Origin of the sequence: Parageobacillus thermoglucosidasius (assembly GCF_001295365.1) — a bacterium.
In the GTDB taxonomy this organism is placed as follows: domain Bacteria; phylum Bacillota; class Bacilli; order Bacillales; family Anoxybacillaceae; genus Parageobacillus; species Parageobacillus thermoglucosidasius.
The window spans coordinates 3,135,001-3,160,182 of record NZ_CP012712.1 but is presented as its reverse complement, the minus strand read 5'-3'; the positions used below and the strand labels follow the sequence as shown (position 1 = coordinate 3,160,182).

Sequence of the window (25,182 nt, the reverse complement as noted above, 5' to 3'; positions counted from 1 at the left end):
GATTGCGGCAAAAAAAAAAGCGCCTTGTTTGCGCGCATATAGCAGCAAGGCGCCTGTGAAATGGTGTAGGCGGGAAATTTTTTATGAAATCAACAGGCGAACCTGTTATAATAATAAGGAAACACAACATGTCATATTGCTGTTGTATTTGTATTGTTGCCGTTGTATCTTGTTCATATAAGTAACAAAATTTGTGTCACACAGGAGGAAACGACGTAAATGGAAAGTAAAATCGAGGTGCTTGCTACCGTAAAAATTAAACATTCCGATGATTTATACAAAATCGTCGACTGCTTGAACCGGACGTTGAAGCGAAACAATCTTATGTTCGGGCTCGCTTTAGATGAAAAGGATAAAAAGCAGGCGATTTTTACTATTTACCGTACGTAAAGATGTGATGGAAATGAAAAAGTGGCTCGTTTTAATGCTCGTTTTTTTATGTCTTGGCGTTTGGCAGGCGGCCTCCGTTTACCAAGATGCTTTACAGCCAAAACAGTCGTTGGCGGAAAAAGCGTTAGAGCGCGCGAAAGAAAAAATTGCTTTCACGCGTATTGACCGCACTTATACATACTATGGGGACCGCACTTATACCGTTTTTATCGGCGAAAATAAACATGGAAAAAAATATATCGTCTGGGTTCCAGAAAAGAACGGAAAAATCGTTGTCAAACGGGCGGAAAGCGGCATTACCGAAAAAGAAGCGATCGCGAAATTAAAAGCGGAGCGCCACCCAAAGAAACTTATTTCCGCCAAGCTTGGCATGGAAAAGGGTGTACCTCTTTGGGAGTTAACATACATTGATCAACATAACCGCTATTCGTTTTATTACTTAAGCTTTACTGACGGAACATTTCTTAAGAGGTACAGTTTTCAACAATGACATAATTAGGGGGAAGAAACGATGAAACTTGCTAAACGGGTTGCTTCACTCACACCATCCACCACGCTAGCGATCACGGCAAAGGCAAAGGAGTTAAAAGCAGCAGGCTATGACGTAATTGGTTTGGGAGCGGGCGAGCCGGATTTTAACACGCCGCAACATATTATAGATGCGGCTGTCAAAGCGATGAATGAAGGGCACACGAAATATACGCCGTCGGGCGGCCTGCCGGCTCTAAAAACCGAAATCATTAAGAAATTTGAAAAGGACCAGCGGCTTCATTACGAACCGTCGGAAATCATCGTTTGCGTCGGCGCCAAACATGCATTATATACGCTGTTCCAAGTAATTTTAGATGAAGGGGACGAGGTCATCATTCCGACGCCGTATTGGGTCAGCTATCCGGAGCAAGTGAAGCTTGCCGGCGGTGTCCCTGTTTATGTCGAAGGCTTGGAGGAAAACGAGTTTAAAATCACGCCGGAACAGCTTAAGGCGGCGATTACAGAGCGGACAAAAGCGGTGATTATCAACTCGCCAAGCAATCCGACAGGAATGATTTATACAGAAGAAGAGTTAAAAGCGCTTGGGGAAGTCTGCTTGGAGCATGACATTTTGATCGTTTCCGATGAAATTTATGAAAAATTGGTGTACGGAGACGCCAAACATGTCTCGATCGCGCAATTGTCGCCAGAGCTAAAAGCGCAAACGATCATCATTAATGGTTTGTCGAAATCGCATTCGATGACAGGGTGGCGGATTGGCTATGCGGCCGGAAACAAAGAAATTATTAAGGCGATGACCGATCTTGCCAGCCACAGCACCTCCAATCCGACATCGATTGCGCAATACGCAGCGATTGCCGCATACAACGGCCCGCAAGAGCCGGTGGAAGAAATGCGCAAAGCGTTTGAAGAACGGTTGAACGTTATTTATGAAAAACTTGTGCAAATTCCAGGCTTTGCTTGCGTGAAGCCGCAAGGAGCTTTTTACTTGTTCCCGAACGCGCGTGAAGCGGCGAAAATGGCCGGTTATGATACGGTGGACGACTTGGTGAAGGCGCTGTTGGAAGAGGCAAACGTTGCGCTTGTGCCGGGGTCCGGATTCGGTGCGCCGGATAACGTCCGCTTGTCATATGCCACGTCGCTTGACGTGCTGGAAAAAGCGGTGGAACGCATCAAACGATTTATGGAAAACAAATTGCAACGTGCGTAAACAAAGCGGCTTTGCTTGGCAAAGCCGTTTTTGGTTGCCTCTCTTTTTGGCGAAATGTATAATATGGTGGGATGTACTACATTGTGTATGAACAAATGCTGGAGGGAAAATATACGTGAAAACGACGATTGCAGAAGTAAAAAATTACGTAGGACAAGAAGTAACGATCGGCGCTTGGCTTGCAAACAAGCGTTCAAGCGGAAAAATCGCCTTTTTGCAATTGCGTGACGGCACAGGTTTTATTCAAGGTGTTGTCGAAAAATCGAAAGTGACGGAAGAAGTTTTTCAAATCGCTAAATCGATCTCACAAGAAACGTCGCTATATGTAACGGGGACAGTGCGTGTCGATGAGCGGTCTCCGTTCGGATACGAGCTTTCCGTAACAAACTTAGAAATTATTCATGAAGCGGTTGACTATCCGATTACGCCGAAAGAACACGGCGTCGAATTTTTAATGGATCACCGCCACCTTTGGTTGCGGTCGCGCCGTCAGCATGCGATTATGAAAATTCGCAATGAAGTGATTCGCGCGACGTATGAATTTTTCAACGATCGCGGTTTTGTGAAAGTTGATCCGCCGATTTTGACAGGCAGCGCTCCTGAAGGAACGACGGAATTATTTCATACAAAATATTTTGACGAAGATGCATATTTATCGCAAAGCGGGCAATTATATATGGAAGCGGCGGCGATGGCGCTCGGCAAAGTATTTTCCTTTGGCCCGACGTTCCGTGCCGAAAAATCAAAAACGCGCCGCCATTTAATTGAATTTTGGATGATTGAGCCGGAAATGGCGTTTTACGAATTTGAAGATAATTTAACGCTTCAGGAAGAATACGTTTCCCACATCGTCCAATCGGTGCTTGAAAATTGCCAGTTAGAGTTAAAGACGCTAGGACGGGACACAACCAAGCTTGAACTGGTGAAGCCTCCATTCCCGCGGATTACATACGATGAAGCGATTCAGCTTCTGCATGATAAAGGGTTTGACGACATTCAATGGGGCGACGATTTTGGCGCTCCGCACGAAACGGCCATTGCCGAAAGTTTTGACAAACCTGTCTTTATTACACATTATCCGGCAGCGCTGAAGCCGTTTTATATGCAGCCGGACCCGGATCGTCCAGATGTTGTGCTTTGCGCCGATTTGATTGCGCCGGAGGGCTATGGCGAAATTATTGGCGGCTCAGAGCGGATTCATGATTATGAACTGCTGAAGAAGCGGATTGAAGAGCATCATTTGCCGCTCGATGCGTATAAATGGTACTTAGAATTGCGGCAATACGGTTCTGTGCCGCACTCTGGATTCGGGCTTGGGCTGGAGCGCACCGTTGCTTGGATTTGCGGCGTCGACCACGTTCGCGAAACGATTCCGTTCCCGCGGTTGCTCAACCGTCTGTATCCGTAAAAAAATCCCCCCAAAAAAGGGGGATTTTTTATCGGGTTATGTTATACTATAGTTGAGGTGTATCCGTATGGATAAGAAGAAATTGGCCGAATGGCTCTCGCAAGGAAGCATCGCCATTCCGAAGCTATTGTTGTATCATTATAAAGATCTCGGTCTGTCGGAAGCAGAATTTGTGCTGCTATTACATATGCACTCTTTTATGGAAGAAGGGATTGTATTCCCAACTCCGGCTGAGCTGGCTGAAAAAATGACGGTCACTCCTTCCGAGTGCATGGAAATGCTTCGGAAGTTGCTGCAAAAAGGGTTTATTTCGATTGAAGAGAACGTTGACGAACAAGAAATTCGCAGCGAAAAATATTCGCTGCAGCCGCTCTGGGAAAAGCTTGTCCATTATTTATACGCCGAGTTGTTAAAAGAGGAAAAACGAGAGCAGCAAGAAGAAGAACAAAGCTTATATACGGTGTTTGAACAAGAGTTTGGCCGACCGCTGTCTCCGTTTGAATGTGAAACATTAGCGATGTGGATTGACCAAGACGGACATAGCCCGCTTCTCATCAAGGCGGCGCTTCGTGAGGCGGTGTTGTCAGGAAAGCTGAATTTCCGCTACATTGACCGCATTTTATTCGAATGGAAAAAGAACGGGATTCGTACGATCGAGCAGGCGCAAAATTATGGGAAAAGATTTCGCAAATATCAGCAGTCTTCCAAGCCAACACAGCCTGCGCAAAGTGAGTATAAACAGACGATTCCATTTTTTAACTGGCTGGAGTCATAAGCGAGAGGCGTTGTCTCTCGTTTTTCTTTGTGAACAGAAAGGAGAAGGTGAATGCTTACGAAACAACAAATCCGCTATTGTTTAGATAAAATGAAGGAAATGTTTCCAGATGCGCATTGCGAATTAGTGCATCGCAATCCGTTTGAACTATTAATTGCTGTCGTTTTATCCGCCCAATGTACGGATGCGTTGGTGAACAAAGTAACGAAACGGTTATTTGAAAAATATAAGACGCCGGAAGACTATGTGGCTGTCCCGCTTGAGGAATTGCAGCAAGATATTCGCTCAATCGGCCTTTACCGCAATAAAGCAAAAAACATTCAAAAATTATGTGCGATGTTGATAGAAAAGTATGGTGGACAAGTTCCGCAAGACCGTGACGAGCTGATGAAATTGCCAGGAGTCGGGCGGAAAACGGCGAATGTTGTCGTCTCTGTCGCCTTTGGCATACCGGCAATCGCCGTCGATACACATGTTGAGCGCGTCAGCAAACGCCTCGGTTTTTGCCGGTGGGAGGATTCGGTATTGGAAGTCGAGAAAACATTGATGAAAAAAATCCCAAAAGAGGAATGGTCGATTACACATCACCGCATGATTTTTTTTGGCCGTTATCATTGCAAAGCGCAGTCTCCGCAATGTCATGTTTGTCCGCTTCTTGATTTATGCCGGGAAGGAAAAAAGCGGATGAAGAAAAAAGAGTAAAATTTCGGATTGATGCTAAACAGCAAACAGCCAATGGTGATAGAGGAATTTTCCACAATCATTTGCATTGGACGAGAAAAAGGGGTGCCAGTGATGCGCGTGGCAGATGAATTTGCCCATCCATTGTTTTTTCGCGAAGGGGAAGTTATCGAAATAAAGGATGAGCAGCCTTTTCCGCATATGATGCAACACGTTTATTTTTATTATGACATGATCGAGCGCGAGCCGTTTCCTTGGGATGATATCGGGCGCTCGATTCCTGCGGTGCTGCAGTTGTGGAGCGAGGAAAAGGAACAGTTGGAAAGCTGTTTTGCCAGACGCGACCGCCGCTCCGCTCGTGCGCCAATGATCCGCGCGCTTTCTTATTTGCTTTCGTGTTTATTTTGGCTGAACGGAAAGAAAGTGACGAACGTGCGCCATTGGCAAGAAGAAATTAGCGCATTGCCGCTGAAACCGGTAAATGGTTTGGAACGGCTTCAATTTATTTTCGAACGTTGCGATGTGTATCATTCGTTTATTCAGTTATGTGAATTGTTTGAGGAAACGGCAAAATTGGCATACAAACAAATGGCAATAAACAAAAGGATGTCTCGATGAGCGAGACATCCTTTTGTTGTTTAATTTTCATTTTCTTTGTTGATAAGATCGGAGCGCTGCTGAGCGTTTGTGCCAATGGAGTTATTGCGTTGAGCATTATTATTGTTTCCTATGTTGTTATGGTGAGCATTATTGTTGTTTCCTATGTTGTTATGTTGAGCATTCCCGTTGTTTCCTCCGCTACCATTATTATTTTGCGGCGGAGGAGTCGTCGGAGTCGGATTGGTAGATGGCGGTGTTGGAGACGGGGTACCGCCGGAATTGCCGCCACCGTTATTGCCATTGTTTCCATTATTGCCATTGTTGCCCGGATTATTGTCATTGCCGTTATTCCCGCTGTTTCCGTTATTGCCATTGTTGTTGCCGTTTGTTCCATTGCCGTTTTCATTTGGTTGTTGGCCGTTGTTTGTGTCTTGGTTTGGCTGATCGGATGGCGGTGTTTGCCCTTGGTTTTCATTTCCTTGGATATTTTCGCCTTCTCCTGGCACGCGCACGCTCGTTAGCGCCGGTTTGCTTTGATTTTCTCCATCTTTTGCGTAAACGGCAAATGTGTAAACAGCGCCTGGCGTTGGATTATTCACGATAATGGATTGTTCTCCCGTCGTGATGACGTTTTGCTCGCCTTTATCGTTTTTAATCCGGATTTCAAAGATGGTATTTCCGTTTGCATTGCTATAGTTCCATGAAACAACGATGGAATTCGTTGCTTGGTTATACGCTGCTTGCAAGTTCGTTACCGATGGCAGCGTTTCTGGCTCGTCGTCTTTCGCCACTTCTGTCGGTTCTGTACCTCGGACAAAACATTCGTAGGTGATTTCGCTTTCTGGCGTATATTTGCTTGCCAGTTTTGGTGGATTAGAACCTTTTTTAATCGGCAATTTTACCACGCTTTTTGGCATTTTAAAATCGCTGCCGCCATCATCGATATGTGAAATGACACGCTTAAACAAAAGGCGTGAAATTCTTTGCTCACGGTCTGTAAGATCCGCAGTGCTGCTGCGTTTGCTAAATCCGGTCCAGACCGCTGCTGTATAGTTTGGCGTGTAGCCGACAAACCAGCTATCTGGCACGGCGCGTTCAGACAGGCCGTATTTTCTCGCCACTTCGCTAGGGTAGTTTGTTGTTCCCGTTTTACCGGCAACATGAAGCCCAGGAACGTTCGCCAGCGTCCCTGTCCCGTATTGGACGACCGATTTTAACATATCAGTGATCATGTACGCCGTATAATCCTTCATCACTCTTTTCGGTTTCGGTTTTAAGTTCATCTCAGTGCCGTCCGGAAAGACGATTTTCGTAACGGCGTGCGGCTTAATATATACCCCGTTATTGGCAAAGGCGCTGTAGGCCCCAGCCATTTGCAATGGGGAAACGCGGTTTTCCAAGCCGCCGATCGCGTACGCTTCGTGCACTTCGTCAAGCCCCATGCCGAGCCTGTTTGCAAATTCTTTTGCCCGCTCTCTTCCAACCGCTTGCAGCGCTTTTAACGCTGGAATGTTGCGGGATTTTGCCAAAGCATAGCGCATCGTCATCGGGCCTAAATACCTTCTATCGGCATTTCGAATCGGTTTGCCGTTAGAGTAAGAATATGGTTCATCGACGATTTGATGGGCAGTCGACCATTTTAAGTATTCAATCGCCGGACCGTAATCCAAAATCGGTTTAATGGCTGAGCCAGGCTGGCCGACTGGCTGAATCGCATAGTTAAACCCAAATGTCACATTTTCGCGGTGGCGTCCGCCGCCAAGCGCGCGGATTTCGCCTGTTTTTGTGTCAATAAGCGCGATTGCCGACTGCAAATCTTTTTTATTGGTAAACAACGTGTTGGAGTTTAATAAATCTTCGACGTATTTTTGCGCATCTTGGTCTAACGTCGTATAAATTTTTAACCCGTCTTCAAAGACGTTCACATTCGCTTGGTCAGTCACTTCTTTCACAACTTCATCGATAAACGAGTCGTACGGAATAGAGTTATCTTGCTTTTTCCGTTCAACAAGCATCGATTTGATTGGCACTTGTTTTGCTTTTTCCGCTTCCTCTTTTGTGATAAAGCCGTGTTTTGCCATCAGCGACAACACAATATCCCGCCGCTTTTTCGCAGCTTCCGGATGGTCATACGGATTATAGTTGTTAGGGCTTTGCGGCATTCCTGCGAGCAGTGCTGCTTCAGGAAGCGTTAAGTCTTTTAAATCTGTTTTTCCAAAGTAATATTCTGCCGCTCTTGCAACACCGTAAATGCTGTCGGAATAATAAATTTTGTTGAAGTACATTTCCAAAATTTCCTGCTTTGAATACTTTTGTTCCAAACGAAGCGCAAGCCATGCTTCTTGCGCTTTCCGTTTTAACGTTTTTTCCGGCGAAAGGAAAGTGAGTTTAACGACTTGCTGCGTAATTGTGCTTCCGCCTTCGGAACCGAACCCTTCTTTAACGTTAGCGACAACAGCGCCGGCAAGCCGGACGAAATCTACGCCGTGATGCTCATAAAAGCGGGCGTCTTCCGTCGCCAGGACAGCTTCTTCCAGCACTTTAGGAATATCTTTATAGGAAATGTACGTTCGTTTATGACCGCCAAGTTCGGCCACTTTATGGCCGTTCATATCATAAATGGTGGATGATAAAGGATCTTTAATTTTTGCTTCATCAAGCGGCGGTGCATCTTTAATAAAATAAGCAAATGTTGCAATTCCGCCTACCATTCCTATGATCATAAACAGCAAAACAGCAATAGCTAATTTTTTAAAAAGCGATGTGCTTTTTCGTTTTTTCGCCTTCTTTTGTTTTGTCCGTTTTGCTGCTTGTTTTCGTTCTACACGAGAACGATATTCACCAGACATAAACAAATCCTGCCTTTCTTATGAATTTACAATCCGTTAAAAATAAACTTTTTCTACTACACTAATATAATCAATTCTCGGTTGGTAGCCAAGTGCAATATAATGACCGTGCCGTTCGATTTCCCGTTTTGGAATCGATTTTCTCCCTCCCGATTGTTGCCGTTCCCAAAACGCAATCAAATGACGCGCATCAAGAAGATACACTTCGTTCAGGGTGGCAAAGCGCAAAATGACAAAACAAATTCCCCCGTGTTGCAATACTTGCTTCATATGATGAATTTGGTGTTCATGAAAATTTTTTAATGGAAACGATGTTTTATTTTTCGTTTCTTTCGCTTCAAAGTCAATATATTTGCCGCGGTATACTCCATTGTAGTCCGTTGTCGACGCTTGTTTAAAATAGGCTTCTTTAATGACGGCGGCGCTTCGTTTCGGATAATCGACGCGGACGATTTGGACCGGCGTCGGCTTTTTATGAATGACGGCAATTCCACGCTCACGGTAATATTCGTTCGTTGCGTTCAAATCTTCTTCGAGCGTCATTCCGCGGTTGCCGTAATTGGGCTGAAATGGACGCACCGGTTCGCTCATCCGTTTTGCGTCATACGTTTTGCCGCCCGGGTATTTGAATGCCATCTTCTTCATCTCCTTTGAATGGTTTTTATTATACCACAGGAAGTCAAGAAACGGGGGCAATAAGATATCGAACGGTCTTTCACATACATGATTACGCAGGCGGTTTTTTTTCTTGACCGTATTTTGCATATGTCGAAATCGTTCGAAGCAATGAGCGCCGGCACTTTCTTTGCCGAAATGGTTCTAGTTTTGTCGTGCCGGAAGGGAGTCAAGGTTTTACCGCGAATTGATTATCATCATTGTGAAAGATGGGGGAGATGACAATGAGTCAACGATGGGTGGAAAAAGAAGAAGCGGAGAAACAATTATATGAAATTTTACAACTAATCCAGCAAGTACATGAAAAAATGGAAAAAGTAGTTGAGGATGCCATTGAGGAATGTTATGAACAAAACAAAATGCAGCTGGAAAGAGTAGAGCGGCAATTTGATCATGTTGAACAGCAATTACGGGATGTTGCGGAAGAATCGGAACCATCGCTTTCACTTGCCTCGAAGCTTTTCTTTGTATAGCAAGTTTTTCCCTTCGACGTTAATGATGTGGTATAGTAAAAAAGGACGTTTGGAGGGAATTGGCTATGGAGAAGCAGCTAAAAGCGTTGACAGAAAAGTTGCTGGACTATAATAAGCAGTTGTTATATATTTCGCAGCAAGCACAAAAACGGCAAAAGGAGCCAGATTTTTTTGCAGAGGTAAAGCCGTTTGCCGATCAAGTAAAACGAGTGGTAGACGAATGGAAACAGATGGCGCTTCTCTGGGTGAAAAAGGCGCGGCCGAGGCATATTTACGAGATACAAATTGAAACTGCCGGGGACAATATCGAAAAAGCAGCCGTTGAAGCATTTTATCCATCGGTTCCGCCCCGGCGCATAAAACAATTTTGCCGGTCGATTGAATATACGTTGTTGCTTGTGCAAGAACGTTTAGAAGAGAGCATGAAGCAATAATATAAAAAAGAAAGCTGTCTTCGTTGCGGAAGACAGCTTTTCGCTTTTTAACACCTTAAGCAAAGGCGTTGTTGCGAAACGTTTTGCATGTTTTGGCGGAATGCGAAAGAAAGCGCTTTCTTTTTTATCTATTTATTAACTAACATATTCACTTTTATGATCTGGTTTATAAGCGCCGGCAAGCTCCAGTTCACGGGCGAGATCGCGGTACTGGGCGATCGTGATCTCCCCTCGCAAATACGTTTGCCGCGCAAAATCAAGGAGTTCATTCACATCTGTCGGTTCATAGTTTTTTACTGCAATAAACTTGTTTTTTAATTCTGCCATGTTCATCTTTCGATTCCCCCTTCCCCTTTTTATATATAGTACCACGAAATATAGGAATTATGTGAATTCGGAAAATTAAAACTTCCGACAATTCATGACATATTCTTTTTTCACCATTCTGCGCTTTTGCACATATACTAATGGCAGCTTAGAATTGGGGGAGTAGATGCATAATGTATCGTTATCCACGTCCTTTTTCCGCGCCATTTTCCGCTTATGCGCCATATCATCACACCTTGCCTCCATACCAATATGCTCCGCCGTTTCCTAGCCATTGGCCCGCCGGGCAGCAAACATATACCGCCATGTCTCCGCACTCAACGCCATATCCGAAACCTGGGCCTTTGCTGACGCCGCCGGCTCCTGGCATTCAGTCATTGATGGCACAGTTTAAAACAAAGGACGGTACGTATGACATTAATAAAATGATGAACACAATGGGGCAAATGATTAATACTGTTAATCAAGTTAACGGAATGCTGAAGGGATTAATAGGCACATTCAAAAAATAAGTGCCTCCTCCACGGTTGTTTGTGGAGGAGGCTGTTTTTTAAATGAGCAGTTCATACACTTCATTTAATTGATATGCCCGCTTGAGATCGCGTTCATCCATCGCGTAGCGAATTTCGCGCGGCAAAATGCGGTCTAAAAAAGCTGTTTCTTTTTGTGACAGGTCGCGCACGAATTCTTCTTCGTTTTTATACGGTTTGCTGAGCAATTTCTGATAAATGCGGCGCGGCGTGTCATCATGGTATTCCGTATAGTTTGATAAAATTTCCCGTAAATAAGCTAATGTCTTCTCCATAGCGATTCCTCTCCTTGAAAAAACATTCGATTGTTTTGATGGCACAAACGGATGTTTCGCGATAGCTTGCTTCGGCTCCATTTTTGCAACTGGCAATCAGCTCATTCCTGATTCATTCTGTTCATGAATCAAAACCAGACAATGGGCTACCTTCTATAAGTAGAGTGAGTCAACCTGGACAAAAGTATGTATGTGCATGGAATGATGAATACAATGAAAAATGCGTAAGCTAAAATTGATGGGAGGTGAACAGCTGTGACAAACCGCAATGATAACCGGGAACGAAAAAACAAATATCCTGACACTCGCGAAGAAATGGGAAAAGAATGGGATATTCAAAAAGATCCGACACCAGAAATCAATAATAAATATGGGAGTAAATCTCATAAAAATTCGTAATATACGAAAGGGCTGTCCATTGTTTTGGACATGCCCTTTTGCTTATTCAATATCGATATATTTTCGTTTTTGCGGCAGACGGATGACAAGTTTGCCGTTTTGCCATGACGCTTTCACTTCTTTTTCGCTGACGCGGTAAGGCAATGGGATCGTTCGGACAATCTGCTGGCGCATTCGGCGCTGTTGGTACAAATGATTTTGCTCATCCGCCGTTTCGATTATTTCGTTATTTTGAATGACTAGTTGCAGATGGTCATTGGCAAATTGCAACTGAAGTTGATGCCGCTTAACATCATCGGGAAGATGAACGATCATTGCGAATTCATCTTTCGTTTCGCGGAAATCCACCGGGATATACGCATGGGAAAACGTTTGCTGAAAGTATTCATCCAACGTTTCCATCATGTTTTTTAATGGCCGTTCATCAAAAAATTGGCCGACCATCTCCCATAAATGTTGGAACGGGTTATGATGATTCCCTTCTTTTTTCATCGGCGGCTGAAAATGATCGCTCATTCTCTATAGCCCTCCTTTTTCGTGTTATTCTTTAGTTCCAATGTATGTACAGCAATGAAAAAAGTCACTCTTATTTCTTAAGGAATTTTAATGTGTTTTTAACATTGATTGCGTATGATGGCATTACAAAAAAGATCGCGCCTGTTTTGCTCCGCGGCACGATCGCAAGAAACCGCAGGCAAACAAAGGGAGGAGGCGCAATGCATATGTTTCATTGGTTAGCTGCGTTGTTTTTTTCAGGTACAGCCGTATCGCTCCTTTCTTATCAAGCGTTCGAAATCGCCCAAGCGTTTATCGATTTTTTAGTCGACCGCCATTCATAAGCGCTGCAAAATAAAACAAGGAATGTGTCATTGCTGATCGCATGAGGCGGTTGGCTTTTCTTTTTGATATGATAGGAGTAAAGCGAAACGGAAGCAAAGCGAGGGAGAAAGATGAATCATCGTGTTTTAATCATTGAAGATGAAGCGAATTTGGCGCGATTTATTGAGCTTGATTTGACCCATGAAGGATATGAGGTGCGTGTAAGCCATGATGGCAGGGAAGGCCTGGAATTGGCGTTGTCGGAAGAGTGGGGGCTTATTTTATTGGATGTCATGCTTCCAAGTCTGAACGGAATGGAAGTATGCCGCCGCATTCGTGCGGTAAAGCAAACTCCGATCATTATGATTACGGCAAGAGACAGTGTGTTTGACCGTGTGATGGGTTTGGATAATGGCGCGGATGACTATATTGTCAAGCCATTTGCGATCGAAGAGTTGCTTGCGCGGATTCGCGCGCTATTTCGCCGCGTTCATGCTCCCGCGGAAGAACGTTTGCTGACGTTTAAAGATTTAACGGTGGACTTGGACGCCCGCACTGTAAAAAAAGGAAATCAATTCATTGAATTAACAAAGCGGGAATACGATTTATTAGTGACGTTTTTGCAAAATACGAATATTGTTTTAACCCGTGACACATTATTAGATAAAGTATGGGGATTTGACACCGAGGTGGAAACGAACGTCGTTGATGTATATGTCCGCTATTTGCGCCATAAACTCGATGAAACGGATAAAGAGCGTTATATCCAAACAGTGCGGGGCGCTGGATATGTGATGCGGTCATGAAACTTTTTCGGATGGAAAACGTCTCATTAAAATGGAAACTTACATTGCTTTCTGCCATCGCCATTTTTATTACTTACTTTGTTTTTACGTTTTTGCAATATCATGTTGTGAAGCAGTGGCTGCTGAACGAAGAAGAGAAAGCGATGAAAAAAACGGTTGAAGAAATTGAAACTTATTATGCCGTAAAACGTAATTTATCATGGAAAGATATTCGCCAAAGCAAACATTTGCTGGAAAAATTAAATGAAAAGTATCAAATGATTCGGGTGCTCGACGATAAGGGAAACGTTGTTGTTTCTGTTTCCAACGGCGCTTCCGTTTCTTTGTCGCCAAGCGGCTCTCCAAAAGAGATGCAGCTGGATTATCATTTTGTTAACGATGAACGTTTCGTGATTTTGCGGAAACCTCTACATACTTCGACGGTTAATGGAACGATTGAAATCGCCCGCCGCCTTGCGAAATTTCAACAAATGACCAATACGCTGTTTATGATCATGACCGTAATCGGGATTGTGGCGATGATTACGAGTGCTTTTGCCGGCAGGTTTGTTGCCCAAAATTTTGTCGGGCGCCTCAAAGCGCTGGCGGAAACCATGATGGATATCAAAAATAAAGGAATGCAAAAGCGGATCGACGTTCCGGCTGCCAATGATGAAATGTCGGAGCTAATGATGATGTTTAATGAAATGATGGATGAGATTGAACATTCATTTGAACGGCAAAAACAATTTGTGGAAGATGCCTCCCATGAACTGCGGACGCCAATTGCCATTCTGGAAGGCCATCTCTCTCTTTTGAAACGGTGGGGAAAACATAATCCCGATATTTTAGAAGAGTCGTTGCAAGCAGCAGCGCAAGAGGTGGCGCGGTTAAAAAAATTAGTGCTGGAGCTATTGGATTTATCACGTGCGGAAGCGATCACGATTCCGAATGATGTCGCCCCGATTGACCCGACGCGAACGATCGAACAAGTAGCAAAAAATTTCCATATTCTTTATCCCGATTTCCAATTTGTTGTTCATGATTCGTCAAGTCAAACGGTGCGGATTCGAATGGCTAAATATCATTTAGAACAATTGCTATTGATTTTGTTGGATAATGCGGTAAAATATTCGCAACAAGCAAAACAAGTGACGATCTCTGTCAAAGAAGAAGAGCGGTTTGTCACGATTGCGGTAAAGGACTGCGGCATCGGCATACCGCGAGATGAATTGGAAAAAGTGTTTTTGCGGTTTTATCGCGTGGACAAAGCGCGAAGCCGTGAAAAAGGCGGCGTCGGCCTTGGATTATCGATCGCGAAAGAAATTATCGATAAATACGACGGGCAAATTACGATTCACAGCGAGGTTGGCAAAGGAACGACAGTCGAGTTGTCAATCCCGAAAGCAAAAAAAGAAAGGTGAGATGAATGGAACATCTTCACGAAGGGACTGTGATACGGAAGAAAGATATTCAGCATGTTGTGGAAAAATTTCGCAAACGCGGAGTGAAAATTGCCACTTGCAAACCACGGACAATGATGTCGTTATCTTGCTTGGAAGAATTTGAGGCAGAACGAAATAGATGACGAAAAAGGGGAGAAACGATGGATATTCATTGTCAGAAAATCATCCCGGCGATGAAGACAATGAAAGATTTTGAGAAATTTTTAAGTAGCCGCTATATGTATGGAGTGTTATTGGAAATACATATTTCGCAGCTGAAAAGCGTGTTTCATTACGCGGGCCAGCACGGAAAAAAGCTGATCGTTCATGTGGATTTAATTCAAGGATTAAGCCATGATGAGCATGGAGCGGAATATTTATGTCAGGAATTTCGTCCGCATGGGCTGATTTCCACAAGGGGAAATGTCATCATAAAGGCAAAACAAAAAAAGGTGCTTGCGATTCAGCGCGTTTTTTTGCTTGATTCCCACGCGCTTGAGAAAAGTTATCAACTGATCGAAAAAACGGAACCTGATTGCATCGAGGTAATCCCTGGAGCGATGCCCCATATTATTCGCGAAGTCAAAGAACGGACGAACAAACCGATTTATGCCGGCGGCTTTATTCGCACTGTCGATGACGTGGAGCGCGCGCTTGAAGCGGGTGCGGTTTCGGTGACCACTTCCAATAAAGACTTGTGGAAACATTATGAGGGGCACTAAGGAGATGCGATGATGCAAGCGGAGCAAGGAAATTTTTTCGCTGCGTCTTACTAGCCAAACAGGCTGTTTTGCGTTATAATGAAACTAAGTTAATAGTTAGTCAGGAGATCTTAGGAGAGACCATGCATGCATGATAAGCAGAAGCTTATCGTGTTTGCAATGGTCTCTTTTTGTTTTTTAATAAAGGGGGAATTTTTCATGGCATCGACATTGTTCTCAAGCAAACAACGCCGCCAACGTTTGGAAGAAATGAGCAAAAAACATTACGATATATTAGTGGTAGGAGGCGGCATTACCGGTTGCGGCATTGCGCTTGATGCGGTCTCGCGCGGCATGAAAACGGCGCTTGTGGAAATGCAAGATTTTGCAGCGGGGACGTCGAGCCGCTCGACAAAGCTCGTTCACGGCGGGCTTCGTTATTTGAAGCAATTGGAAGTGAAAATGGTCGCTGAAGTCGGCAGAGAGCGGGCGATCGTGTACGAAAACGGCCCGCATGTGACGACGCCGGAATGGATGCTTTTGCCGATTCATAAAGGAGGAACGTTCGGCAAATGGAGCACGTCGCTCGGTCTTTGGGTGTACGACCATTTAGCCGGCGTGAAACGAAGCGAGCGCCGCAAAATGTTAGGCGCTGAAGAGACGGTGCAAAAAGAACCGCTATTGAAACGGGAAGGATTGCGCGGCGGCGGCTATTACGTCGAATACCGCACCGACGACGCCCGTTTGACGATCGAAGTGATCAAAAAAGCGGTCGAATTGGGGGCTGATGCCGTCAACTATGCGAAAGTAGAACAATTTCTGTACAATGAAAGCGGCAAAATCATTGGCGCCCGCTGCCGCGACCAAATAAGCGGCCGCACGTATGAAATCCGTGCGAAAAAAGTGATCAACGCTGCGGGGCCATGGGTCGATACGCTGCGGGAAAAAGACCATTCGAAAACAGGCAAACGATTGCAGCTGACAAAAGGCGTCCATATTGTCATCGACCAAAAACGGTTCCCGTTAAAGCAAGCGATTTATTTTGATACACCGGACGGCCGCATGGTATTTGCGATTCCGCGCGACGGAAAAACGTACGTCGGCACGACGGATACGTTTTATAATGAAGATATTGCCAACCCGACGATGACAGAAGAAGACCGTGACTATTTATTGCGCGCGATTCACTATATGTTTCCATCCGTCCACATCACTGCAGCGGATGTGGAATCAAGCTGGGCGGGCGTCCGGCCGCTCATTTATGAAGAAGGAAAAGACCCATCGGAAATTTCTCGCAAAGACGAAATTTGGCAATCGCCAACAGGATTAATTACGATCGCCGGCGGAAAGTTGACCGGATACCGGAAAATGGCGGAAACGGTCGTCGACTTAGTGGCAAAGCTATTGGCAAAAGAAGAAGGAAAAACATTCCGCCCATGCCAAACAAAACATTTGCCGATCTCCGGCGGGGATGTCGGCGGTTCGCAGCAATTGCCGGCCTTTATCGCGAAAAAAGCCGGAGAAGCGGTGCGATACGGGTTTACGAAAGAAGAGGGGGAACGTTTAGCGAAAATATACGGCACCAATGTCGATCAATTATTCATGCTAAGCAAACAATATGATGCTTCCTGCGGCCTTTCCCGCGAGCAGTTTGTCCGCCTTGTATACGCTTTGGATTACGAAATGGCGGCAAAGCCGGTTGATTACTTTATCCGCCGCACCGGCGCGCTTTTGTTTGATATCGCTTCTGTCCGCCGCTGGAAAGAGCGCGTCATCGCCTTTATGGCCGATTATTTGCAATGGACAGAAGAACAAAGGGAGGCTTATACAAAAGAACTGGAAAAAGCACTGCACGAAGCGACGTTGTCATAAGTGTGCAATTATTTGCCGCCATCATCATGACGCTCATCGTTGGGCGTCATTTTTTTTGGCAGGATGGATTAAAATAGGTAAAAATGCCGCTGATTAGCATCAATAGGGGGATGAGGATGGGGATTATCTATGATCCAATCATGAGAATATTTCATCTGCAGGCAAATGATATGAGTTATATAATGCAACTTGTCGGACGTGGATATTTAGCCCACTTTTACTGGGGAAAAAGAATCCGGAAAGCGAATGGCTCGCGAAAACTGCGGTTTCTCAGCCGCCCGTTTTCTCCTAATCCCGATCCATCCGCCCGCGCGTTTTCTTTAGATACGCTGCCGCAAGAATACCCGGCATATGGCAACACGGATTTTCGCGCGCCGGCGTATCAAGTGCAATTAGAAAACGGGTCGACGATCTCGGATTTGCACTATAAAACGCATCGCATTTATAAAGGAAAGCCGGAGCTGGAAGGGCTGCCGGCCACTTATGCGGAAAACGAAAACGAAGCGGAAACGTTAGAAATCATATTGCAAGACCGCGTAATCGGATTACATGTCACACTGCTTTATACGGTATATGAGCGATGGAATGTGATGACACGTTCTGTCCGCTTGGAAAACAACGGTGCGGAACGGATCAAGCTGTTGCGGGCGTTAAGCATGAATGTCGATTTCCCGCATGCTGACTATGAATGGCTGCATTTGCCGGGAGCGTGGGCACGGGAGCGGGCGGTGGAAAGGCGGCCGCTTGTCACGGGCGTACAATCGGTAGAAAGCCGCCGCGGCGCCAGCAGCCACCAGCAAAACCCGTTTATCGCCTTGTTGAGAAAAAATGTGGATGAAGATCACGGCGAAGTATATGCCTTTAATCTTGTATACAGCGGCAATTTTCTCGCTCAAATCGAAGTCGACCAATTCCAGACGGCGCGTGTATCCATGGGAATCAATCCGTTTGATTTTACGTGGCTGTTAGAACCGGGCGAGTCGTTCCAAACGCCGGAAGTGGTGATGGTATATTCAGATAAAGGATTAAATGGAATGTCGCAAACTTATCACCAGTTATACCGCACCCGCTTGGCGCGCGGAGCGTTCCGCGACCGGGAGCGCCCGATTCTCATTAATAACTGGGAAGCGACCTATTTTCATTTTAATGAAGAAAAAATTTTGCACCTTGCGAAAACAGCAGCGGAATTAGGGATTGAACTGTTTGTGCTTGATGACGGCTGGTTTGGCAAACGCGATAATGATCGCAGTTCATTAGGAGATTGGTTTGTCCATAAACAGAAGCTGCCGAACGGACTAGAAGGGCTGGCAAAACGCATTAACCAGATGGGCATGCAGTTTGGCCTATGGGTGGAACCGGAAATGGTTTCCGTTGACAGCGAGCTGTACCGGAAGCATCCGGACTGGTGCCTTCATGTGCCGAACCGGCCGCGTTCGGAAGGGAGAAACCAGCTTGTATTAGACTATTCCCGCAAAGAAGTGTGCGACTATATCATTCAAGTGATTTCCAACGTGTTAGCAAGCGCGCCGATTTCCTATGTCAAATGGGATATGAACCGCCATATGACGGAAATCGGCTCTGCCGCCCTGCCGCCAGAACGGCAGCGCGAAACGGCTCACCGTTACATGTTAGGGCTGTATCGCGTCATCGAAGAAATAACGTCCCGTTTTCCGCATGTTCTGTTTGAAAGCTGCTCGGGCGGCGGCGGCCGGTTTGACCCAGGCATGTTATATTACATGCCGCAAGCGTGGACGAGCGACAATACGGACGCGGTTTCCCGCTTAAAAATCCAATACGGCACCAGCCTTGTTTACCCAATCAGCGCGATGGGCGCGCACGTGTCAGCGGTGCCGAACCACCAAGTTCACCGTGTGACATCGCTGGCAATGCGCGCTCATGTGGCGATGTCGGGAAACGTTGGCTATGAACTGGATTTAACGAAACTAAGTGAGACAGAAAAACAAACGGTAAAAGAGCAAGTGGCATTTTACAAAGAAATCCGCCGTCTTGTCCAATTCGGGACGTTTTACCGGATACTCAGCCCGTTTGCAGGGAATGAGGCGGCATGGATGTTCGTATCCGCGGACCGCTCAGAAGCGTTGGTCGCTTATTTCCGCGTGCTGGCGGAAGCGAATGCGCCGCTTTCGTTCATACGGTTAAAAGGGCTGGATCCTGTGAAAGATTACAAACTTATAGGCAGCGGGGAAATATATGGAGGAGATGAACTGATGCATATCGGGTTAAATGTGCCACAGCGCCGCGGCGACTTCATTAGCGTCATTTGGCGGTTAAAAGTAGTTCGTTAATCAACAAAAAGACCGGTGTCTAGCATGCGGCTAGGCACCGGCTTCTAGTTGGGAGAGCTTTTCCAAAATGCGCCGCTTCCGATAGAGCATTTTTCCCGTTTCGGCAATGTCCTCGATAAACGCTTTGTTAAACATGGCACCAAAAACAATGCCAACGATCGGAACGAATTGAAACAGCTTTTTCCAGCCGTATTGATCGCGAAACGTCATCATGACTTCGCGCCAGCCTTGAAGCTGGGAAAAAACTTGCTGGTGATGGTTGGAAAACGATGTGAGCTGATCGAGAATCGCCTTTTTGCCGACAATATCGGAGGAGGTAAATTGCAAACATTTCACAATAAAAATTCGCTCTTTTTTCTCCTTCGGATTGTAACCATAGATGATGGCGATTTCCTGCAGCGTTTTTAACGCGAGTCCGAGAAGGGCAGGAATATCGATCGCCAGTGTCAGCGCGCCGCCGACGCCTGTTGTTGCCCCTTGAATTTGGGCAAACGTCACGCGCTCGTCGATCATTTCATCACAGATGCGGTCCATGGCCGCAAGCGGCAGCTGTGCTGCTTGTTCTTGCGATGGGACCCCCAGCCTCTCCAATATTTTTTCTTCTTTCACTAAATATTGCCCGCCGCTTTGGATATAGCTGCCAAGCTCGTCCAACAGCTGCCCGATTTTTTTATGTACGATGTTTGGCGTAAGTTTATCGAGCACTTTAAACGGCAGCCGTCCAAGCTTTTCCCAAAACCACAAGTCTTTTTGGTCTTGTTCCCAGCGGGTGATGGTTTGTAGCTCTTGTTCGAGCATTTGTTTCGTTTCCATTCCGCAACCTCCTTATATATAACATGAATAAACAGGCAATCGATTATACGTGCGACAAACAGAAATGTTTCATTTTATTGATCTTTACTAAAATTTTTACTAAAATATTTACTAAACGGCTTGCTTTCATTTGGAAGGAGTCATGATGATGACAAACTGGAAAGAAGAATTTATACAATTATTTGCCGGCACGAAGGAGGACATCCGCATCTTCTTCGCCCCCGGCCGCGTCAACTTCATCGGCGAGCATACCGATTATAACGGCGGGCATGTGCTGCCGTGCGCCTTGGAAATCGGCACATATGCGCTCGTGCGCAAAACAGCTAATCCGTTTATCCGCTTTTACTCCAAAAACTTTCCAGAAACAGGGATTATTACGGTGGCTTATGATGATCTATCTTATCAAGATAAGCATGGATGGGCGAACTATCCGAAGGGAGTGATTGCCGCGTTTCAATCGTTTTGTCCGATCGAAACGGGACTTGATATTTTGTATTACGGGATGATCCCAAACGGCGCCGGCTTATCGTCGTCCGCTTCCATCGAACTGGTAACGGCGGTCATGCTTAATGAGCTATTCGCCCAGCATCTCGATATGCTTGAACTTGTGAAATTGAGTCAAAAAGTAGAAAATGAATATGTTGGCGTCAACTGCGGCATTATGGATCAGTTTGCCGTTGGAATGGGAAAGCGAAATCATGCAATGTTGCTTAACTGCCAAACATTAGAGTGCCGCTATATACCCGTTGCCATGAATGATTGTTCGATTGTCATCGCCAACACAAACAAAAAACGCGGCCTGGCCGCTTCGGTGTATAACGAACGGCGGGCGACATGCGAGGCCGCTTTGGCGAAATTACAGAAACATATAAACATTGCCTCACTGGGGGATTTGACAAGCGAGCAATTAGAAAAGTATAAGCATCTTCTTTCCCCGCTTGAACAAAAGCGCGCCCGCCATGCTGTGACGGAAAACGAGCGGACAATAGAGGCGGCGGCCGCGCTGGAAAAGGGAGATTTGCTCTGCTTCGGTGAATTGATGAAGCAGTCGCACATTTCGCTGCGCGATGACTATGAAGTGACAGGGGAAGAGCTGGATACGCTTGTCGAAGCGGCGTGGAAGCATGAAGGAACGATCGGCGCCCGCATGACCGGCGCCGGCTTTGGCGGATGCACAGTGAACATCGTGAAAGATGCGCACATTCCTGATTTCATTGAACGTGTTGGGAAAGAGTACGCTGAAAAAATCGGTTATGAAGCTAGTTTTTATGTCGTGAAAATTGGCGACGGAGCAAGAGAAATAACAGAAACAAAGGAGATGAGCGCATGATTCTTGTCTGCGGCGGCGCGGGCTACATCGGCAGTCATGCTGTACATCGCTTGATTGAAAAAGGAGAACAAGTCATTGTTGTCGATAATTTGCAAACCGGCCATCGCGAGGCCGTTCATCCGGAAGCGATCTTCTATCAAGGGGATATTCGCGACCGCGCGTTTTTGCGTGATGTATTTCGCAAGCATGAGATCGATGCAGTGATTCATTTTGCCGCCAATTCCCTTGTCGGCGAAAGTATGCAAGAGCCGCTGAAATATTACGATAACAACGTATACGGTACACAAGTATTGTTAGAAGTGATGAATGAGTCCAGCGTAAAACAAATCGTATTTTCCTCAACAGCAGCAGTGTATGGAGAACCAAAGCAAATTCCAATTGTTGAGACGGATCCGACGATGCCGACAAATACGTATGGCGAAACGAAATTGGCGGTGGAAAAAATGATGAAATGGGTCGAGCAGGCTTACGGAATCCGTTATATTTCGCTGCGCTATTTTAACGTCGCCGGTGCTTACGGCACGCTGATTGGCGAAGATCATGACCCGGAAACACATCTCATTCCATTAATTTTAAAAGTGCCGCTCGGCCAGCGTGACGAGATTCATATTTTTGGCGATGATTACGATACCCATGACGGCACATGCATTCGCGACTATATTCACGTGCTCGATTTAGTTGATGCCCACATTTTAGCGGTGGAAAAGCTGCGAAGCGGCGCGGAAAGCAACGTGTACAATTTAGGAAACGGCAACGGCTTTACCGTTAAAGAAGTGATCGAAGCGGCGCGGAAAGTGACCGGCCATCCGATCCCGGCGCGCGTCATGGCGCGGCGCCCAGGCGACCCGGCGAAGCTTGTCGCATCCGCGGAAAAAGCCAAACGCGAGCTTGGCTGGGAACCAAAATACACATCGATTATCGATATTGTCGCTTCCGCATGGGAATGGCATCAGGCGAAACCATACGGATATCGAGGTGCGTGACGGTGGCGGACATTTTGGCGGCAGTAGAACAGCTGATCCAATACGGGGTAAAAAGCGGCCTGCTTCATCGCGAAGATATTGTTTACGCGCGCAATCGCCTGCTGGCGGCGCTGCGATTAGAGGAGTGGCGGCCAGTGGAGGTTAAGGACACATCCTTTTCCTCCCCTTCGCCGATTTTAGAGACGGTTTTAGATTGGGCATATGAACGCGGTCTTTTGCAAACGAATACAACGGTGGAGCGGGATATATGGAGCACCAAGCTGATGGACTGTTTAATGCCGCGCCCGTCTGAAGTGATCCGTGAATTTTACGCCAAATATCATAAAGAAGCAAAACTGGCAACCGACTGGTTTTATTCTTTCAGCAAAGCCTCTAACTACATTCAAACAGCACGGATTGCGAAAAATCAGCAATGGAAAGTAAAAACAGCGTATGGGGAGCTCGACATTACGATCAATTTATCGAAGCCAGAGAAAGATCCGAGAGAAATCGCCAAATTAAAAGATGTGTCGCCATCTTCGTATCCAAAGTGCCCGTTATGCAAAGAAAATGAAGGATACGAAGGGACATGGCATCATCCGGCTCGCTCGAATCACCGCGTCATTCCGATTACGTTATTGGACGAGACATGGTATTTCCAATATTCTCCGTATGTTTATTACAACGAACATTGCATTGTGTTCCATGCCGAGCATGTGCCAATGAAAATGGAACGGAAAACGTTCGCGCGCTTGCTTGATTTCATCGAAAAGTTTCCGCACTATTTTATCGGTTCGAACGCGGATCTGCCGATTGTCGGCGGATCGATTTTAGCACACGATCATTTTCAAGGCGGAAACTATACGTTTGCGATGGAAAAAGCGGAAATCGAAGAATACATTTTATTTCCGCCTTTTCCATCATTGACAGCAGGGATCGTGCGCTGGCCGATGTCAGTGATCCGCCTGTGCGGCAAAAAAGAAGAAGTCCTTGAGGCAGCGGATTGTATTTACGAAACGTGGCGGACGTATAGCGACCCGAGTGTCGACATTTATGCCAACAGCGGGAATGTTCCGCATAATACGGTCACGCCGATCGCAAGACGCCGTGGCGATTTGTTTGAAATGGATATCGTATTGCGCAACAACCGGACATCATATGAACACCCATACGGCATTTTTCATCCTCATAAAGAATTGCATCATATAAAAAAAGAAAATATCGGCTTAATTGAAGTGATGGGGTTCGCCGTGCTTCCAGGAAGGCTTGCCGGCGAATTAGAGGCATTGGCAACATATCTTGTCCGAAATACGAAAAAAGATAAATGGGACGAAACGCTTTTAAAACATAGGGATTGGTACGAGCACATCCGTGCTGCTTACCCGAATATTACAGAAGAAAACGTATCGGACATTTTGCGCCACGAAGTGGGGCAGCGCTTTATCACCGTGCTTGAGCATGCCGGAGTGTTTAAACGCAATGAGAAAGGAAAGCAGGCATTTCGCACCTTTTTGCGGAAAGTGCAGGAGAATGTCATGACTCGGGGAAGAACGTTCAAAAGATAAAAACATTATAAGGAAGGGATTTATTGGAACCAATGGCAACATTAAAAGAAATCGCGGAAAAAGCCGGAGTATCGGTGGCGACGGTGTCGCGCGTGCTTAATTATGACACCACTCTGTCAGTGGCGGATGAGACGAGAAAACGCATTTTTGAAGTGGCACAGCAGCTAAACTATAAAACGCTACGGGAGCGCAGCCAACAAGCGAAAGAACGGTTCCGCTTCGGCCTTATTCATTGGTATTCGGAACGGCAGGAACTGGATGATCCGTATTACATGGCGATTCGTTTAGGAGTGGAAAAAGAATGCTTTGAGCGGCAGATCGAGTTGGTAAAACTGTTTAAACAAAACGGTTCCTATCCAGAAGAACGAATGGAACATTTGGACGGCATCATTGCGGTAGGAAAGTTTGGACCGAAAGATGTTCATGCATTTGCAGCGTGTACCGAGCATATTGTGTTTGTTGATTGTTCGCCGGATGAGCAAAAATTTGATTCCGTTGTCATTGATTTAAGGAAAGCAACGATGATGGTGTTAGACCATCTTCTCCAGCTCGGCCATCAAAAAATCGGCTATATTGGCGGACGTGAATATGTCGACGGACAACAAACCCTTCTTTATGATGAGCGTGAAACGACGTTTTATGAATATTTGCATTTGAAAGGAATGTATGATTCACGATATGTCTGGACAGGCAGCTTTACTGCCGAAGACGGCTATCGCTTGATGAAACAAGCAATTTCAACAAAAGATCTTCCGACCGCGTTTTTCATCGCTAGCGATTCGATGGCGATCGGGGCGTTGCGCGCACTTCATGAAGCGCAAATTCCGGTCCCTGATCGTGTATCGATCGTCGGATTTAATGATCTTCCGACCGCAAAATTTATCCATCCGCCATTAACAACGGTAAAAGTGTATACGGAATTTATGGGAGAGACAGCGGTGGAATTGTTGGTAGAGAGGTTGACGACGAAACGGACGATTTGCAAAAAAGTAGTCGTGCCAACCAAACTTGTTGTTCGCGAAAGCAGTCAAATTTGTGCAAAAGGGAGCTGATGCAGCAGCTCCCT

28 protein-coding genes are annotated in these 25,182 nt (G+C 45.8%); 22 read left to right on the top strand and 6 right to left on the bottom strand.

The genetic code is table 11. The annotated features are described in order from the left end of the window. Positions 1–219: 219 nt before the first annotated feature. From AOT13_RS19170 to AOT13_RS15425, 7 genes are all read left to right on the top strand, one after another. A complete protein-coding gene (locus AOT13_RS19170; protein ID WP_013400525.1) occupies positions 220–390 on the top strand; it encodes a YpmA family protein in 171 nt (56 codons plus the stop codon). 7 nt (positions 391–397) lie between these two features. Continuing rightward, positions 398–880: a cell wall elongation regulator TseB-like domain-containing protein gene (locus AOT13_RS15450; RefSeq protein ID WP_013400526.1), complete on the top strand. Its 483-nt coding sequence runs from the start codon at positions 398–400 to the stop codon at positions 878–880. 21 nt (positions 881–901) lie between these two features. Beyond that, complete coding sequence (locus tag AOT13_RS15445; protein ID WP_003249648.1) at positions 902–2,092, top strand: pyridoxal phosphate-dependent aminotransferase; 1,191 nt, start codon at positions 902–904, stop codon at positions 2,090–2,092. A gap of 115 nt (positions 2,093–2,207) precedes the next feature. Further along, positions 2,208–3,500: an asparagine--tRNA ligase gene (gene asnS / locus AOT13_RS15440; RefSeq protein WP_003249650.1), complete on the top strand. Its 1,293-nt coding sequence runs from the start codon at positions 2,208–2,210 to the stop codon at positions 3,498–3,500. A gap of 67 nt (positions 3,501–3,567) precedes the next feature. Then, positions 3,568–4,275: a DnaD domain-containing protein gene (locus tag AOT13_RS15435; RefSeq protein ID WP_013876735.1), complete on the top strand. Its 708-nt coding sequence runs from the start codon at positions 3,568–3,570 to the stop codon at positions 4,273–4,275. A 51-nt stretch (positions 4,276–4,326) separates the two neighbouring features. Next, a complete protein-coding gene (nth, locus tag AOT13_RS15430) occupies positions 4,327–4,977 on the top strand; it encodes an endonuclease III (RefSeq protein ID WP_003249654.1) in 651 nt (216 codons plus the stop codon). 93 nt (positions 4,978–5,070) lie between these two features. Next, complete coding sequence (locus AOT13_RS15425) at positions 5,071–5,574, top strand: YpoC family protein (protein ID WP_335645865.1); 504 nt, start codon at positions 5,071–5,073, stop codon at positions 5,572–5,574. A 20-nt stretch (positions 5,575–5,594) separates the two neighbouring features. Here the strand turns inward: AOT13_RS15425 and AOT13_RS15420 are convergent, their stop codons facing one another. Together AOT13_RS15420 and recU are read right to left on the bottom strand one after the other, a co-directional pair. Then, the gene (locus AOT13_RS15420; RefSeq protein ID WP_042384042.1) at positions 5,595–8,405 is read right to left on the bottom strand and encodes a PBP1A family penicillin-binding protein; all 2,811 of its coding nucleotides are present in this window, start codon (positions 8,403–8,405) and stop codon (positions 5,595–5,597) included. A gap of 36 nt (positions 8,406–8,441) precedes the next feature. Further along, positions 8,442–9,041 carry a Holliday junction resolvase RecU gene (gene recU / locus AOT13_RS15415; RefSeq protein ID WP_013400530.1) on the bottom strand — a complete coding sequence of 200 codons (600 nt, stop codon included), beginning with the start codon at positions 9,039–9,041 and terminating at the stop codon, positions 8,442–8,444. 263 nt (positions 9,042–9,304) lie between these two features. On the opposite strand from recU, the gene AOT13_RS15410 reads away from it, so the two are divergent. Beyond that, a complete protein-coding gene (locus AOT13_RS15410) occupies positions 9,305–9,553 on the top strand; it encodes a hypothetical protein (protein ID WP_003249662.1) in 249 nt (82 codons plus the stop codon). 65 nt (positions 9,554–9,618) lie between these two features. Further along, positions 9,619–9,987: a YppE family protein gene (locus tag AOT13_RS15405; RefSeq protein ID WP_003249664.1), complete on the top strand. Its 369-nt coding sequence runs from the start codon at positions 9,619–9,621 to the stop codon at positions 9,985–9,987. 135 nt (positions 9,988–10,122) lie between these two features. Here AOT13_RS15405 and AOT13_RS15400 read toward each other — a convergent pair whose 3' ends face one another. Continuing rightward, complete coding sequence (locus AOT13_RS15400) at positions 10,123–10,320, bottom strand: YppF family protein (protein ID WP_003249665.1); 198 nt, start codon at positions 10,318–10,320, stop codon at positions 10,123–10,125. Positions 10,321–10,487: 167 nt separating this feature from the next. On the opposite strand from AOT13_RS15400, the gene AOT13_RS15395 reads away from it, so the two are divergent. Next, the gene (locus AOT13_RS15395) at positions 10,488–10,826 is read left to right on the top strand and encodes a YppG family protein (protein ID WP_013400531.1); all 339 of its coding nucleotides are present in this window, start codon (positions 10,488–10,490) and stop codon (positions 10,824–10,826) included. Between the two features lie 38 nt (positions 10,827–10,864). Here AOT13_RS15395 and AOT13_RS15390 read toward each other — a convergent pair whose 3' ends face one another. Further along, positions 10,865–11,119 carry a sigma-G-dependent sporulation-specific acid-soluble spore protein CsgA gene (locus AOT13_RS15390; RefSeq protein WP_003249669.1) on the bottom strand — a complete coding sequence of 85 codons (255 nt, stop codon included), beginning with the start codon at positions 11,117–11,119 and terminating at the stop codon, positions 10,865–10,867. Between the two features lie 255 nt (positions 11,120–11,374). Between AOT13_RS15390 and AOT13_RS20685 the strand changes: the two genes are divergently transcribed. Further along, a complete protein-coding gene (locus AOT13_RS20685; RefSeq protein ID WP_013400532.1) occupies positions 11,375–11,518 on the top strand; it encodes a hypothetical protein in 144 nt (47 codons plus the stop codon). 42 nt (positions 11,519–11,560) lie between these two features. Here the strand turns inward: AOT13_RS20685 and AOT13_RS15385 are convergent, their stop codons facing one another. Next, positions 11,561–12,034 (bottom strand): Hsp20/alpha crystallin family protein, encoded by a 474-nt coding sequence (locus AOT13_RS15385; RefSeq protein WP_003249672.1) that lies wholly within the window; start codon positions 12,032–12,034, stop codon positions 11,561–11,563. 92 nt (positions 12,035–12,126) lie between these two features. Here AOT13_RS15385 and AOT13_RS15380 point away from each other — a divergent pair, with 92 nt between their 5' ends. The 7 genes from AOT13_RS15380 to AOT13_RS15355 all read left to right on the top strand — a co-directional run bounded on the left by AOT13_RS15380 (position 12,127) and on the right by AOT13_RS15355 (position 19,446). After that, a complete protein-coding gene (locus tag AOT13_RS15380; protein ID WP_003249675.1) occupies positions 12,127–12,357 on the top strand; it encodes a hypothetical protein in 231 nt (76 codons plus the stop codon). A 111-nt stretch (positions 12,358–12,468) separates the two neighbouring features. Then, on the top strand, positions 12,469–13,143 hold the full coding sequence (locus AOT13_RS15375) for a response regulator transcription factor (protein ID WP_003249677.1): 675 nt from the start codon (positions 12,469–12,471) through the stop codon (positions 13,141–13,143). After that, on the top strand, positions 13,140–14,546 hold the full coding sequence (locus AOT13_RS15370; RefSeq protein ID WP_003249678.1) for a HAMP domain-containing sensor histidine kinase: 1,407 nt from the start codon (positions 13,140–13,142) through the stop codon (positions 14,544–14,546). The genes AOT13_RS15375 and AOT13_RS15370 overlap by 4 nt, the downstream gene beginning before the upstream one ends. 5 nt (positions 14,547–14,551) lie before the next feature. Further along, positions 14,552–14,710: a hypothetical protein gene (locus AOT13_RS20680; protein ID WP_003249680.1), complete on the top strand. Its 159-nt coding sequence runs from the start codon at positions 14,552–14,554 to the stop codon at positions 14,708–14,710. 18 nt (positions 14,711–14,728) lie between these two features. After that, positions 14,729–15,289: a glycerol-3-phosphate responsive antiterminator gene (locus tag AOT13_RS15365; protein WP_003249682.1), complete on the top strand. Its 561-nt coding sequence runs from the start codon at positions 14,729–14,731 to the stop codon at positions 15,287–15,289. 198 nt (positions 15,290–15,487) lie between these two features. Beyond that, on the top strand, positions 15,488–17,140 hold the full coding sequence (locus AOT13_RS15360) for a glycerol-3-phosphate dehydrogenase/oxidase (protein WP_003249684.1): 1,653 nt from the start codon (positions 15,488–15,490) through the stop codon (positions 17,138–17,140). A 116-nt stretch (positions 17,141–17,256) separates the two neighbouring features. Beyond that, positions 17,257–19,446, top strand: coding sequence for an alpha-galactosidase (locus AOT13_RS15355; RefSeq protein WP_042384037.1), 2,190 nt, complete (start codon positions 17,257–17,259; stop codon positions 19,444–19,446). 30 nt (positions 19,447–19,476) lie between these two features. On the opposite strand, the gene AOT13_RS15350 is transcribed toward AOT13_RS15355, so the two are convergent. Then, positions 19,477–20,259 carry an EcsC family protein gene (locus AOT13_RS15350; protein WP_003249688.1) on the bottom strand — a complete coding sequence of 261 codons (783 nt, stop codon included), beginning with the start codon at positions 20,257–20,259 and terminating at the stop codon, positions 19,477–19,479. Between the two features lie 145 nt (positions 20,260–20,404). Here AOT13_RS15350 and AOT13_RS15345 point away from each other — a divergent pair, with 145 nt between their 5' ends. From AOT13_RS15345 to AOT13_RS15330, 4 genes are read left to right on the top strand one after another with little or no spacing between them, the layout of a single operon-like run. Beyond that, on the top strand, positions 20,405–21,589 hold the full coding sequence (locus AOT13_RS15345) for a galactokinase (RefSeq protein ID WP_003249689.1): 1,185 nt from the start codon (positions 20,405–20,407) through the stop codon (positions 21,587–21,589). Then, positions 21,586–22,572 carry a UDP-glucose 4-epimerase GalE gene (gene galE / locus AOT13_RS15340; protein ID WP_003249690.1) on the top strand — a complete coding sequence of 329 codons (987 nt, stop codon included), beginning with the start codon at positions 21,586–21,588 and terminating at the stop codon, positions 22,570–22,572. The genes AOT13_RS15345 and galE overlap by 4 nt, the downstream gene beginning before the upstream one ends. A gap of 2 nt (positions 22,573–22,574) precedes the next feature. Further along, positions 22,575–24,116 carry a UDP-glucose--hexose-1-phosphate uridylyltransferase gene (gene galT / locus AOT13_RS15335; protein WP_003249692.1) on the top strand — a complete coding sequence of 514 codons (1,542 nt, stop codon included), beginning with the start codon at positions 22,575–22,577 and terminating at the stop codon, positions 24,114–24,116. Between the two features lie 32 nt (positions 24,117–24,148). Next, positions 24,149–25,168 carry a LacI family DNA-binding transcriptional regulator gene (locus AOT13_RS15330; protein ID WP_003249694.1) on the top strand — a complete coding sequence of 340 codons (1,020 nt, stop codon included), beginning with the start codon at positions 24,149–24,151 and terminating at the stop codon, positions 25,166–25,168. Positions 25,169–25,182 lie beyond the last annotated feature (14 nt).